General features: G+C 70.8%; 3 protein-coding genes (1 of these 3 only partly in view). 1 reads left to right on the top strand and 2 read right to left on the bottom strand.

Translation table 11 applies throughout. From position 1 onward, the window contains the following. Window positions 1-150 precede the first annotated feature (150 nt). A complete protein-coding gene (locus tag T333_RS07120; RefSeq protein WP_357245883.1) occupies window positions 151-1,749 on the bottom strand; it encodes a hypothetical protein in 1,599 nt (532 codons plus the stop codon). A gap of 275 nt (window positions 1,750-2,024) precedes the next feature. Here T333_RS07120 and T333_RS07115 point away from each other — a divergent pair, with 275 nt between their 5' ends. Further along, entirely contained in the window at window positions 2,025-2,696 is a 672-nt protein-coding gene (locus T333_RS07115; protein ID WP_355000137.1) for a response regulator transcription factor, read from the top strand. 70 nt (window positions 2,697-2,766) lie between these two features. Here the strand turns inward: T333_RS07115 and T333_RS07110 are convergent, their stop codons facing one another. Further along, a protein-coding gene (locus T333_RS07110) for a WXG100-like domain-containing protein (protein WP_496423961.1) crosses the window boundary here: on the bottom strand, window positions 2,767-15,038 show its end. The gene runs 15,829 nt beyond the window's last position; 12,272 of the gene's 28,101 nt are visible here — the last part of the coding sequence; its start codon lies off the right edge, out of view; the stop codon is at window positions 2,767-2,769.

Raw genomic sequence — 15,038 nt, 5'->3', positions numbered from 1 at the left:
AAAGCGGCTGATACGCAGATCTTTCCGACCATTCTGGCACCTCGGCCGACGCTGCGGGACGATTCACCGGCGGGAGAAGCTAAAGAACCCGTTAGGAATTCGCCATCGATCCGTTCCCTGTTGTTAACCCGCAATGGGCGGGCAATCAGGTCAGGCGTCGACCATCCCGTTGCGCTCCTGGAAGCGCTGCTCGAACTCCGCGATGTAGCGCGAGGGTGCGATCGAGGACGAGGATTGTTCCAGCACACCGTCATCGGCGATGTAGAACAGTGCACGTCCGATGGCGATCTCGCCCGGCGCGGTCGGCACGTAGACCATCCAGCCGCAGCTGATGCGGTCGGCGCGCAGCTGATCCAGCGGATAGCCGGTGGTGTCGAGATCGCGGTCGAGGATGTAGCGGCGCACCTGGTCGATGGCCTCGTCCTCGGGCATCGGATCCGGCAGCGTAGTGGCCACGCCGGCCATGGTGAGCTGGTAGAAGGCGCTGTCGATGTCGTAGCCGCCCTCATCACCGAAGACGCTGATCAGCGTATCTCTGGTCACCACACCGGCTTCCGCGGCCGAGACCAGCGTGGCCACGGCGGCGACCTGGCCGTCGGTGGGCTCGGCGGCGACCAGGCCGGCGATCACGTTGGTCACCGTCTGCGCGGTCCAGATACCGGGCACGGCCTCGGCGAGCTGATCGGCCGTCGGCGAGTCGGCGCGGTACCAGCGACCGCCCTCCCACCAGTAGCAGAACGACAGCAAACCACTGGCGGCCCGCGGATTCAGCACCGGGTTCGCCACCCAGGCCGGAGCACCGGCGTAGTACGCGGGCAGCTGCGCGCCCTGGTTGTATGCCGCGTCCAAGGCGGGCGCGTTCCAGACACCACCGGAGAGCACGGCCCGGCCACCGGGCAGCATGTACAGCGTCGAGCCGCCCCGCTTGGCGCCTTCGAACCAGCCGAGCGCGGGCAGAATACGCGGCCCCCACTCGGAACCGACGGCGACGAACGCGGCCGCCAGCAGCGCCCAGCGGGCCCACAGCGTGGGCAGCGCCGGGAAATCGCGCTCCGAGATCGTCCCGCGCACACCGGCTTCCCGATCCGCGCGCGCCAAAACGGCGGCCTCGGCCGGGGTGCGGGACTGGCGGTTGCCGTGATTCACGTACGCGGCCAGCCACACCGGCAGCCGATCCCGCGGATTGGCTTCCAGGTCGGCCCGGTACACCTCGGCCGGGAACAGGTGATCGTCCGGGAACGGCTCGTCACCGTAGTCGTAGTCGATATCCAGCCGACCGGCCGGAGTCAGCTGCAACAGCAGCCGCCACCACGGGCCGTCGCCCATGGCGGCGGACACCTCGCGGTGCCTGCGCACCAGCTCCAGCACCGCCTCCGACGGCTGGACGCGAACCGAACGCTCCTGATCGTCGCTGAACACGATCTGCGCGACCTCGGCGACCGCGGTGAAAGCGAACACCGCGTCCAGCTTGGACCAGCCCTGCGGGCCGCCGGTGGCCAGTTCGCGGGCCAGATTGTGGCCGATCTCGCGGGCCTGCTCGGCCGGGTCCACGGTTTCGGGCTCCGGCTCCGGGTCGGAATCACCCAGCGAGAACTCCACATCGGGTTCGTCGCTGCTCTCTTCGAACGCCTGCTGGAACTCCTGGCGGAACTCTTCGTCGGCGCGCTGCTCGGGTGTGAGATTCGGCTGCTGATCGCCGGGGACCTGGTCGTCGCGGGCCTCGTCGTTCGGGCCTTGTGGGCTGGTCACGGTGCAGCTATCTCCTCGTTCACGCACCGGTAACCGGAATCCCGAGGGGCGTCCGGTTACAGGCTAGAGCCGACTTGCTGTCCTTCATCCTGGCACAGGCCGTCGAAAAGCGACCCGAAGGAAGCAGCTGGGAAGGAATTCTGGCGCACCTCCTGAGTTTTCGTCTCGCTCATGGGCGACGACTTCCCTAAGAACGTGTCAAGGTCTCGAGCATGCCAGTCCCCCGCCACCCGATATCCCTGCGGGCGGAACCTGCGATTTGCGAGGATCTGTGCGTGAGACTTGCGATAGTCGAAGATGACCCCGGAGTCGGCGACGCCCTGGTCGCGGCGCTGCGCGCCAAGGACTATCAAGCCGACCATCTGCGGCGCGGCTCCGACCTGCTGCTCACCCACGACCGCTACGACGCCGTCATCCTGGACCTGGGCCTGCCCGATATGGACGGCCTGGACGTCTTGCGCAAACTCCGCGAAGTCAGCTCGGTGCCGGTGCTGATCCTCACCGCGCGCAGCGGTGAACGCGCCGTCATCCGCGGGCTGCGCGCCGGAGCCGACGACTATCTGACGAAGCCGCCGCGCGTCGGCGAACTGGTGGCGCGCCTGGAAACCGTCACCCGCCGCGCCGGTACCCCCACCGCCCCCGCTCAGGTGGTGGTGACCGGCGATGTTCGCGTCGACCTGCAAGCGCGCACCGTCGAGGTCGCGGGCGCCCCGATCACGCTCACCCAGAAGGAATTCGAATTGGTGCGCGTCCTCGTGGAACGCCCGGGCGCCGCCGTCAGCCGCCAGCAACTCATGGACCGCATCTGGGGCGACGCCTTCGCCGCCATCTCCCGCGCCCTCGATGTCCACATGGCCGCGCTGCGCGCGAAACTTGGGCGCCCCAACCTCATCACCACCATCCGCGGCTACGGGTACCGCTGGGAAACGGGCCCCCCGGGTCTCTGACCACTACCGCGATCCACTGTCTGGAACAGGCGTAGGGGGACCGCTTTCCGCTCTCGGCACAGCGTGCTGGTCAGGCGGCGAAGATCCGGGTTCGCCGGTCGGGATCGCTCAGGACATCCCGGATCAGCAGCCCGAAGTCGAGGTCCGGAAGGACCGCTTGGTAGTGCACGTCGCAGGCGACAGCACCGGAGGCGACGAGGACGAAGCGGTTCGTCTGGTCGTCGACGCGCTGCCAGTAGACGCCGATCGGCTGGGCGTCCAGATCGATCACGCGGCCACCAGCCCGCAGCAGTAGCCGACCGGCATCCCGGTAGAAGATCACCGACAGGTCACCGACAGCGCCGTACAGGCCAGACACCGAACCGGCTCCCGACGTCCCACCGCGCAACGCGCCGGTCCCCGGATCGAAGTAGGCGAACTCACCGACACCCGCATGCGAGCGCACCACGAGACCAGTCGCCGCACGCTGGCCACTCTCGGCAAGGCCCGGACCGTTGCCGAACCCCGCTCGCGGGAACGCACGCGAGGATCGCGACTGGCCCGCCGATACAGGCGGGGCCGGAGGCGGCATCGGCGGCGGCGAATACCCGTTCGTCCCACCCGGCAGACCATTCCCGCCCGCTGGCGGGTCCCCGGCCGATGGTGGGTCGGGCAACGTCAGCGCACCGGGAGCGCCAGTTGGTGACGCCGAGCCATGCGGCGGATCAGGCAACGTCGGCATGCCCGGCGCACCGGGACCACCAGGCGGCGGCGCCCAGCCCGGCGGCGGATCAGGCAACGTCGGCATGCCCGGCGCACCGGGACCACCAGGCGGCGGCGCCCAGCCCGGCGGCGGATCAGGCAACGTCGGCATGCCCGGCGCACCGGGACCACCAGGCGGCGGCGCCCAGCCCGGCGGCGGATCAGGCAACGTCGGCATGCCCGGCACCGGCGGATCACCGGGCCGCTGAGGCGCGCCAGGCTGCATCGGCCACTCGGAAGCCCGAGGCTGCGGCGGTACCGAACCATCCGGCGACTGCGGAAGATCCTGCACTCCTGGCATATCGGGCGCCGGGGCTTGCGGCGGCACCGGGAATTCCGTCGGGCGCGGAACTCCCGGCTGCCGCGGTGACACCGGAAGCTCCGGCCACTCCGATGCGATCGGCGGCACCGGCGACCGCGAAGGCACCGACAACTCCGGCAGCGGCGGCACTTCCGGCGCGTGCGGCGACACCGGAACCTGGGGCATCTCCGCTGCGCCCGGAGGCACTGGGGGGCCCGGAGGCACCGGGGAGTCCGGCGATTGCGGAGGCGCTGGCCACTCCGGCGGCCGGGGCGGCACGTGTGGCTGCGGCAACGCCGGTGCAATCGGAGATACCGGCGGGTGCGGAGACACGGGAAGCTCCGGTGTCTGCGGCACTTCCGGCGCGTGCGGCGACACCGGAACCTGGGGCATCTCCGCTGCGCCCGGAGGCACTGGGGGGCCCGGAGGCACCGGGGAGTCCGGCGATTGCGGAGGCGCTGGCCACTCCGGCGGCCGGGGCGGCACGTGTGGCTGCGGCAGCACGTGTGGCTGCGGCAACGCCGGTGCGATCGGAGATACCGGCGGGTGCGGAGACAACGGAAGCTCCGGTGTCTGCGGCAACTCCGGCGCGTGCGGAGGCACCGGGAACTCCGGCGACTTTGGCGGGCGCGGAGACATCGGGAAGTCCGGCGGTTGCGGAGGCGTCGGCCACTGCGGCGGCCCCGGCAGCACGGGTGGCTGCGGCCATCCCGGCGGTGATGGGGGCACCGGCGGCTGCGGCCACTTCGGGGGCTGCGGAGGTACCGGCGGCTTGGGCGGCATCGGCCACTCCGGCGGCTGCGGAGGCACCGGCGGCTTGGGCCGCTCCGGCGGGACCGGCGGCACTGGGCATTCCGGCGGGTGCGGCGGCTCAGGCTCTGGCGGCTTGGGCGGCTCAGGCTTCGGCGGCCTAGGAGGAACCGGCGGCTCAGGCTTCGGCGGCTTGGGCGCCGCTGGTGGCTCAGGGTGCTCCGGCGGAGCTGGCGGCTTGGGTGGCTGCGGCGGCTCCGGTGGCGACGGAGGCACCCGAGGCTGCGGAGGAACTGGCGGGTGCGGCGGGGTCGGTGGCTGCGGCGGTCGCGGCGGGACCGGTGGTTGCGGCGGTACGGGTGGCCGTGGGGGAACCGGTGGTTGTGGGTTGGGGGTCGGGAGCAGCGGCGGAAGAATGTCGATGACCGGGAAGTCGACGTCGTAATCCTTGGGCGGATGCGGAATTCGCGAACGAAGAACCGAACCCGGCAGACGCGGGTACGCATCATCGCCCGCCGAGTTCAGCGAAGACCGCGGCGGCCGCCCACCTTCGCTACCGCCCGCACGACTGCCACCCTCGGGCTGCGCCTGCTGCCCGTCCGGTGCCAAAAGCGCGGCACCCGAATCCTCGTCGCTCCCTTCACCGTTCGGACGCGTTCGGCCCTCGGGCGGAACAGCACTTTCGCTCGGCGCCTGGTTTGCAGGTTGCTTCGCTTTCTCGGAATTGGCTTCACCTTCAGGCGGCCTGGCTTCCTCATGCGGCGCTTCGCTTTCCGGCTCCCCGGCTTCCTTGCGCTGTGCCTGCCGTCCATCCGCAGTCGAACGCGCCGCTCCCGAATCCGCGTCGCCATCCTCACCGACCGGCTGCTGCTTCCGTTCGGGCCGCACAGCACTGTCCTTCGGCTCCAGGCCTGCGGGCTGCTTCGCTTCCTCGGAACCTGCCTCGCTGTCAGGCCGCATGCGTTCGGGACCGGTCGCGTTTTCGGGCCGAACACCCGTCTCCTGCGACACGACATCATCCAACGGTGCCTCGCCCTCGGATCGAGGGCCGACCTCCGGCGGCACGCCACCTTCTGGCTGCGGCTCGCCCTCGGGTCGAAGGCCGACCTCCAGCGGCACACCACCTTCTGGCAGCGGCTCGCCCTCGGACCGAACACCGACCTCCAGCGGCACACCACCCGCTGGCAGCGGCTCATCCACCGGCTGGGCGGCAGATGGCTCGACGCCGTCTTCGGGCCGTGCCTCACCTTCGGGTTGTCCGGCATCCTCGTGCGGCGCTGCGCCTTCAGGGCGTATGGCTGCGGTAGCCCTGAGGTCGGGCCGTCCGGCCTCCGGCGTGGAGGGAGCATTCCGGCCCGGTTCGGCGCTCAGCGGCGGGTCGGCACCGGGGACGATTGTCGCGCGAATCATCCAGTGCCCGTGGTTGCCTCGGTCCTCGACACTGTCGATGCGGAAGCTCAGACCCCGCGCGAGCAGCAGGCCGGGCACGATCGACGGCCTCGGCGACACACTGTTCAAGAACAGCGCGGGTGTGCCCGCGGGAACGGTCAGTTCGAGGTGGAAACGGATGCCGACCATCGCGGGCGTCTCGCCCATGACGGTCCGCGGGAACTCCGGAATCGGATGTACGGTGCCGGTGAGGTCGCCGGACATATCCAGCGGATTCTCGGTGCGCCCATAGGTGAGGACCACCTCGTCCGGCAGCGGACGACGCGCCAACACCGCATCGATCACGTCGGCCGCCCTGGCCAACTCGGGAGTGAGCTCGGCGTCCCCGCGCAGCGCCGCCTCCAAAGCCGCGACGAACGCGAGATCCGTCGGATCAAGCGACGCGAAACGACCGAGCACCGCGCGCTCCCCGGCGCTCAACGCAGCGGCGACCTCGTCCCAGATCTCGTACCCGTACCGCAGCCGTTCCGCGAAGACGCCACCTTCCTCGTAGGTCCTGGCTCGAACCTGCTGCGGCGCTGCGCCTTCCGAACCGCGCTGGCCTTCCGAACCGCGCTGGCCTTCCGAACCGCGCTGGTCTTCCGAACCGCGCTGGTCTTCCCCACGGCTCTCACCTTCCGAACCGACCTGCTCCTCCGGACGATGCTCGCCCTCGGAACCGCCCCGGTTACCCGGACGACGCTCACCTTCCGAATCAGCGTGTCGAGGTTCCCGTCGCTGATCAGCGGAGCCGCGCCGCGTACCGCCCGCCTCTTGCGCTGGCGGATCGCCTGGCCGAACATGTTGCGACTCCGATGTTTCCGCGTCGGGCGTACGCGGTCGCAATTCGACCGTCGGATCGTCGGAGCCTTCGGGACGCGTGAGCGGAACCGTGTCGATGTCGCCGGGCGACTCCACGACCGACTCGGCACCGGGCCGCAACTGCGCGGGAGACGACGGACGGTTCGGAGGCCCGGCGTCGGATCCAGGAGCGGGCGGCAGCGCGTCCGGCCCATCGTCATCGTCGTCGGCCGGCCGCGGCGGCAACGGGTTCTCGGGCACGAGCGGTTCGGGCGCGTAGCGAATCCCCTTGCGCCAGCCCGTCAGCGGCGGGCGCTTGGCGTTCCAGTCGAACCCGAGCCGGATGGCGCGGTCGTTGGCGTAGGCCCACGACATGGCGGGGTTGTCGCGCAGGAAGTTCGATTCGGCGAGCGCGTCCTGCAGCATGAGGATGTCGGCATCCAGCGGTTTTCCGGCGATCAGGCGGTTCCACGCCTCGGCGACGTCGGCGACCGCGTCGAGTCGCATCCGCATCGGCGCACCGGTGCGCCAATCGGTCCGCAGGTACGCCTCGCGCATCAGGTGGTTCTTGATCTGCGCGATCTCCGCGCGGGTGAACGCGTGGACCGAATTATTCAATCTGCCAGCGACTTCGGCGACGATATCGGCACGCTTGCCGTCGAGCCGCTCGAGCGCCTCGCGGATATCTTCCACCAATTGCTCTGCATCGCCCGGCTTTTCGTCACGCAGATGACCACGAGCGACGTCCACGGCGGAGCTGAGGTCGGCGCCGGGATCGTCCGGGCGGCGCGTACTGACATCGACCAGACCCGCTACATGGTCCTCGAGCAGACCGTCGACCAGATCGACCAGTTCGGCGGCGCGCACCTTGCGCCCGGCGCCTTCCGCCGCCGGGTTCCTCGCGAGCTGATCGGCGATGCGGTCGATATCGCTGTCGTCGCCGCGGAAGCGCTCGTACTCGGCGTTCGCCCACCGCTGGACGCGGGCCCACTCCCGCCGGTCCGCACGCTGGCGCGCCTCGAACAGCTCGCCGCGTTCGCCACGGTCCGGCACGCGGTTGCGGACGTCCCATTCGCGCGCCATCGGCTGCACGTCGGGCGCCTTCTTCCGGAACCACGGGTGGCCCTTGAAACCGGGTGACACCCGGCCGGGATGCTCTTTGTCGCTGAACCAGGTGAACCCGAACAACTTCGCGGGCTCCAGCGTCAGACGCATCGTGTGGTAGAGCACGTCCGCGAACGGCAGCTCGTAGGTCGGCCCCGTCGGGACCGGTTCGCCGCCGGGGATCGTGGGCAGAAAGTCGATGTTGACGCCAGGATCGTTGCCGACGAACGGATCGACGACCGCCGCCTGGAGCGGATTCACACCCCAACCGCTGACGCCTTCGGGCAGGTCACGCGGCTCGAACTCCTTCGGAACGGTCGGGCCGCCGCGGTTGGTGGTCCAATCCGGTCGCGTCGGATTCACCTCGTGCCAGTCACCAGCGCCATCGCGCCACCGGACCATGTGCAGGCCGCCGTTGCCGTCGCCCCAGCCCACGGTCGTGTATTCACGCCGCGGCGGGGCCATCGGCTCGGTCCGCACCGGCGCGCCACGGTCGGCCACGATCTCGCGGAACTCGATCCGCGTCTCGCGACGCATCATCGCCTGCGCGACACCGGAATCCTCGCGGATGGCACGAGCCAGCGCGGCGTCGTGATTCGCGCGGGGCGCGTCCGGCGCACCGCGCGGCGCGACGACGATGATCCTCGGCTCGTCGCCGTGCAGGTGACCGACCCGGGGCATCACCTGCCGCGCGCCTTCGGCGGCGAGAACGTCGCGACCCACGCCCGCCAACTCCGCGATGCGCGCCTGGAGCCGATCGATGACGTCCTCCGCGCGATTGACGTTCTCCGCGGCCTCTCGCAGCAACGCCAAGTTCCGCAGGTGCTCGCGGAAGTCGTCGACGCGCACGGTGCGGTTGGCCGCCTCGGCCAGCGTCTCCTCGAGCTGGGCGGGGTCGAGCGCGTCCTCGTTCACCCGCAGTCGGCGCGCGAGATCCGCGCGCATCCCGCGCCACGGTTGGACCCCGAGCACCTCGCGCGCCCGCTGCCGAGCGAGGGTGTCGATCTCGCGACGCGTCTCGGGTGGCAGCGGTCGGGACGCGTCGGTGGCCGCCCGTCCCAGCTCGCCGAGCCTGCGGTCCACTTCGGCCAACCTGGCTTCGGCCTCGTTGAAGCGCTCGGCGGCGCGCTGCAACTTGAACACCTGCTCTTCGCGGCGTGCGAGTTCGGCCTCACCGACCAGTTCGCGCGAACTCGACGACAGTTCGTCGCCGACGGGCGCGATATGCCGGTCGCCCGCGAGCCTGCCGCGGAGATGATCGAGGGTGGTCGCCATGTTGGCCGGGTTCATGGCCTCGTCCGCGCTGCCGAACGGCATCGGGATATCGGAGAACCGGGAGAAGCGGTCGTCGCGCTTGGCCCGCCAGAACTCGCGCTCGGCCGCCAGTTCGGCCCGCTGCCTGATGAGGGCATCCGCGTCCGAGGCGGGTTCGGCGTCGGGACGCTGAGCGCTTCGCTCGCCGTCGTCCGGGTGTCCGTCGTCTTGCCGCTGGCCGGAATCGGGTTGCTGGACAGGTTCTTCCGATCCCGTCTGCTCCGGGCGGGCCGCTCCGGAGTCGGAGTCCGGCTTGCTCGGCTCCGGGCGGGGAACGGCCCCGGCTTCGCCATCGTCCTCGCCGCCCTCGTCCCGGCGGGTTTCGGGACCACCCGGCCAATGCAGCGTTCGGGGGTCTACCGGGCGAGTTCGCGGCGCGCCCTCCGCAGGCGGCACGCGCAGATCGAGCGTCGGGTCGTCGGCATCGGCAGTTCGCGGAATGGGCACTGTGCCAGTGCCATCCGGCGATTCGACAGCCGACAGGTCGAGCGTCGGGTCGTCGACATCGGTGGTACGCGGAATCGGCGTACCAACACCGTCCGGCGATTCGGCTCCCGACAGCTCGGTCTGCTCGCCTTGGTCGCCACGAGGATCCGGCCGCGTAACACCGGTTTCGGGGCTACCCGGCCAATGCAGCGTTCGGGGGTCTACCGGGCGCGTTTGCGGCTCAACCCCCGCAGGCGGCACGCGCAGATCGAGCGTCGGGTCGTCGGCGTCGGTCGTCCGCGAAGGCGGCGAGGTGCCAGCACCATCCGGCGATTCGGCGCTCGACAGGTCGAGCGTCGGGTCGTCCGCGTTGGTGGTACGCGGAATCGGCGTCGCACCAACACCCTCCGGGGATTCGGCGCTCGACGTGTCGGTCTGATCACCTTCGCTGCGTGGAACTGGCTGTGTGCCCTCGGTTTCAGGACCACCAGGCCAATGCAGCGTCCGGGGGTCGACAGGGTGAGTTCGCGGGTCTTCGCCTTGCGGAGTCGGCCGATGTAGTTCCGCGGTCGGGTCGTCATCCGAGGCGTCGGGACGTGGAATCGGCTGGGTGACGACGTCGTCCGGCGACGACGATTCGGGTGTCCGGTTCGCGGGTCCAGAAGCGGGCGGCAGCTGCGGGGGCGGCGGGCCCGAGTCGGGTCCGGGCGGCAGCGCCTCGGGGTCGTCCGAGCGGGGCGGCAGCGGGTTGTCCCTCGGCACCGGGGCGGGCGCGTACTTGATGCCCGCGCGCCAGTCGGTCAAGGGTGGGCGGGCCGCGTTCCAGTCGAAGCCGATCCGGATCGCGTACTGGTTCGCGTCGCGCCAGGCCGCGTATCCGTTGGCGCGCAGGAAGTTCGACTCGGCGAGGGCGTCCTGCAACATCAGGATGTCCGCGGGCAGCGGTTCGCCCGCGATGAGGCGGTTCCACGCCTCTGCGACGTCGGCGACCGCGTCCAGCGGCATGCGTACCGGCGCACCGTCACGCAGACTCGCCCGCAAATAGGACTCGCGCATCAGGTGGTCCTTGATCTGCGCGATCTCCTCGCGGGTGAACGCGTGTGCGGAGTTGTCCAGCCGTTCGGCGACGTCGCGGGCGATCGCCTCCCGATCGGGGCGCAAACCGGTCAGCGCCTCGCGGACGTCGTCGACCAATCGTGCCGCGTCACCCGGCCTTTCGTTGCGCAGCGTTCCCGCCACCGAGTCAACGACGGCGGTGAGATCGGGCTCGGGATCGTCCGGTCGACGCGTCGTCACCTCGGACAGACCGGCGAAGTGGTCGTCCAAGAGGCCCGCGATGCGGTCGACGAGCTCGGCGGCCCGCACCGCCCGCGCCGCGCCCTCGGCCTCGGGACGCGTAGCGAGATCGTTCGTGATTCTGTCGATGTCGCTGTCGTCGTTGCGGAATCGCTCGTACTCGGCGTCGGCCCACTCCTGCACCCGCGCCCACGCGGCCTGTTCGTCCCGCTGACGCTGCTTGAAGGCTTCGGTCAGCTCGCCGCGATCCGGCGCCCGCTCCGGCACTCCGGGTTCGCGCGCCATCGGCTGCACGTCGGGACCCTTCTTGCGGAACCACGGGTGCCCCTTGAAGCCGGGCGAGACGCGGCCGGGATGGTCCTTGTCGTTGAACCAGGTGAACCCGAACAGCTTCGCGGGCTCCAGCGTCAGCCGGAACGCGTGGTACAGCGCGTCGGCGAACGGCAACTCGTAGGTCGTACCCGGATAGACCGGTGCGCCACCCGGAATCGTCGGCAGGAAGTCCACGTTGATGCCGGGGCCGTTGTCGACGAACGGATCGACGACCGCTGCCTGGATCGGATTCATGCCCCATCCGCTGATGCCTTCTGGCAGGTCGCGCGGCTCGAACTTCTTCGGCACCGTGGCGCCGCTGCGGTTGGTCGTCCAGTTCGGCCGGTTCGGGTCGACGTCGTGCCAGTCGCCCGCACCGTCCTGCCAGCGGACCAGATGCAGGCCACCGCGACCCTCGCCGAAATTCGCCGTCGTGTACTCGCGCCGCGGCGGAGCCATTCGCTCGGTCCGCACGGGCGCCTCGCGGTCGGCGACGATCTCGCGGTATTCGATCGTCGTCTCCGGCCGCGTCATCGCGTGGGCGACGCCCGCGTCGGTACGGATCGCCTCCGCCAGTGCCTCGTCATGACCTGCTCGCGGATGCTCGAGCGTGCCGCGCGGTGCGACAACGACGATCCGCGGATGCTCGCCGGTGACGAGACCGACCCGCGGAGTGACCTGCCGCGCGCCCTCGGCGGCGAGAATGTCGCGCCCCGCGCCCGCCAGCTCCGCCATCTGCCCCTGGATACGGGCGATACGGTGTTCCGCCTGGTTCACCCGGTCCGCGGCCTCGCGCAGCAGCGCCATGTTCCTGGCGTGCTCTTCGGCGTGGTCGGCCCGGATCGTTCGGTTCCCGACCTCCTCCATGGTGCGGTCCAGTTCGGCGGGGCCGAGTTCGTCCTCGTTCACGCGGAGGCGGCGGGCGAGGTCTTCGCGCATCCGCCGCCACGGTTTGGTCTCCAGCACCTCGCGGGCACGGTCGCGCGCGAGCTGGTCGAGTTCGGCGCGCACCTGGTCCGAAAGCGGTTGGGGCTCACCGACTCCGACGCGCCCTAGCGCGGCGATCCGCCGATCCACGTCGGCGAGCGCCGAATCCGCCCTGTTGAACCGTTGCGCCGCGTCTTGCAGGTTGAATATCTGTTCCCTGCGGCGCGCGATCTCGGCGGGGCCTACGAGTTCCGCTGTGCGCGAGGCGGGTTCGTCTCCGGTACCCGCGATGTCTCTGGTCGCGACGATGCCGGTCTCGAGGTGTTCCAGCGTGGTCGCCAGATTGGCTTGGTTCAGCGCCTCGTTCGCATCGCGGAACGGCAGCGGGATGTCGCTGAAGCGGGAGAATCGGTCGTCCCGCTTGGCGCGCCAGAACTCTCGCTCGGCCGCGAGCGGGGCGCGATCCCGGATCAGTGCCCGGTAGACGCCCTCCGGGGTGCCCGCGAGCTCCAGCTCGGCGATCTCCGCGTCGAGTCGCGCGACCTCCTGCTCCGCGGCGTCGAAGCGTTCGGCGGCCCGCGCCAGGGCGTCCACGGCGGCGCGGCCGTCGGCGTCCAGGTCCTCGGGGAGCGCTTCGGCGCGCATGCGGCGAATGTCGCGCCATTCCGCACGGGTGGCGATGGCCTCGGCGCGTTCGGCCCGGAGTCGGGACAGTTCCGCGCGTGCTTCCGGAGTGAGCGCGTCCGTGCGGGACTCGGGTGAGGCGGGATCTGGGCCTGCCTCGGGCGACGACGGGTCGGAGTCCGCTTCGGGCGCCAAGGAGTCTGGGTGGGACTCTGGCGTCGAGGCGTCGAGGCGCGGTTCGAGCGGCGACGAGTCCTGGTGCGTCGAGCGTCCCGAGTCGCCGCGCGTTGCTGGGTCCGCGTCCGGGCGAACCGCGCTGCCGCCGGGCTGTCGCGAAGCGCTCTGTGGCGCATCACGTTCCGACTCGGCGCCGAGTTCTCCGCCTTCGCGCGGCGGAGCGCCTGCACCGAGTGGGTCTGCCCTTGTCGAGCGTTCCGAAGGCAGAGGGCGGTTCGCGGCACCGGCGGGGCCGGATCCCGGCTGGTCGGGTCGCGACGGGCTCGCGGCGGCGCCGCCGTCGTCCGGCGGGCGGAGGGGGGTAGTGGTCACCGTGCCGGATTCGTCGACCGCGACGAGGACGTAGTCGACACGCACGCCCGCGTCGGCCAGCTGGCGTCGCATATCGGGCGGCAGCGCGTGGTCGGGGGCGGCGAGCGGCGATGCGACGAGCACGTGCCTGCCGGGCAGCACGCCAACGCCTTCGGCGGGGATCATCGCGTCGGCGGCGGCGAGCACGTCGCGGGCGGCGTACGCGCCCGCACGCTGACGAGCGGCGCGCTCCCCCGCGCTCACGGCGTCCAGTTGGTTCAGCGCGGACCTGATTTCGCGCGTGGCGGAGTGCGTTTCGGCCGCGTTCCGAGCGGCGTCGGTGAGCTCGTCCAGCTGCCGCAACATCTGGGCGGGATCGTCGGGGCGGCGCAATGCGTCTTCGAGGGGAGCTTCGGCGGCACGGACCAATCCCTCGACTGCGTTGGCGATTTCCCGCGGTGTCCGTCCCTCCGGGTCGATGCCGAGCCCGCGGGCCAGATCGGCGATGCGCGCTTCGAGTTCTCGGCGCGCCGCCGCGGTCACCCTGATCCGTTCGGCCAAGCGCGGTAGCTGCGCGCGGAACTCCGCTGTCGCGGGGTCGTGCACCCGCGGGATTCCGGTCCGCGGCCAATCCGCGGAGCGCGGCTGCGCGGACTCCGCGGGTCCGGGACGCTCCGCCCGCGCTTCCAGCAGCCGCACCTCGGCATCGGCACGCAGGAAGTCCGGAACGAAGCCGCCGAGTTCGGCGAAGCGGGTGACGTCGTCGGCGAGCATCGCCATTCCGCCCAGCTCGCGGATCGTGTCGACGATCCGGTCCGGGCTCAGCCGCTCGGGATCCACCCGCAGCCGCAGCCCGTCGGCCAGCTCCCGGATTCGGCCCGCCAACGCATCCCGCCGCGCGACCGCGTCGGCGTACTCCGGCGAAGAAGGCTCCGGCGGCCAGACGCGAACGTCGCCTTCCTCACCACCGTGCGGCCGTTGCGCGGCGCCGTCGCTACCCGAGTCCGCCTGTCGCGGAGGAGTTTCCGCCTCGCCGAGGGACTGATCCAGCTCAGCTGTCCGGCGCTCGTGCTCGGCCATCGACTCGTCGAACCGCCGCAACCGCTCATCGAAATCACCCTCACCCTCCGGCCGCGTCTGCGAATTCCGCTCGCCGGACTTGGCCTGCGCATTCTCGCCTGGCCGCGAACCCGCCTGCCGCGCTGCCGGTTCGGCGTCGTCGCTCGATCGCGGCGACTCTTCGACCGTGCGCATATCCTCACGGCGCGCCTGTTGCGCGGTGTCGTCGCCCGAGTCCTCGTCTCGCGGAAGAGTTTCCGCCTCGCCGAGGGACCGATCCAGCTCCTCCGTCCGGCGCTCGTGCTCGGCCATCGCATCGTCGAACCGCTGGAACCGGCCGTCGAGGTCGCTCGCATGCTCGGGTCTGGCCTGGGCTTCCAGTTCGTCGAGCGCTTGCAGCGCCTCGTCGGCCTGTCGTCGAACCTCGCGCAGGGCCTCCTGGTAGCGCTCCTCGGTTCGTCGCCGCATGGCGTCGAACTCCGCTTCGGGCCGGGTCGGTGGATGCTGTGCGTCCTCGGCGCGGCGCTCGTCTTCCGCGAGCGCGTCGTCGAATTGCCGCAGGCGCTCGTCGAAGCCGTCCGGATCTTTCGGCCTGCCCTGGGATTCCAGCTCGTCGAGCGCTCGGCGTGCCTCGTCGACCTGCCGCCGAATCTCGCGCATCGCGTCCTGATAGCGCTGTTCGGTCCGCTGGCGCATCGCCTCGAATTCCGCTTCGTTCCGCGGATCGGCGG

The sequence above is a fragment of the Nocardia sp. CNS-044 genome (assembly GCF_059570515.1).
Note: the sequence above shows the minus strand (reverse complement) of the source record. Positions and strands in the feature narration are given on the sequence as shown.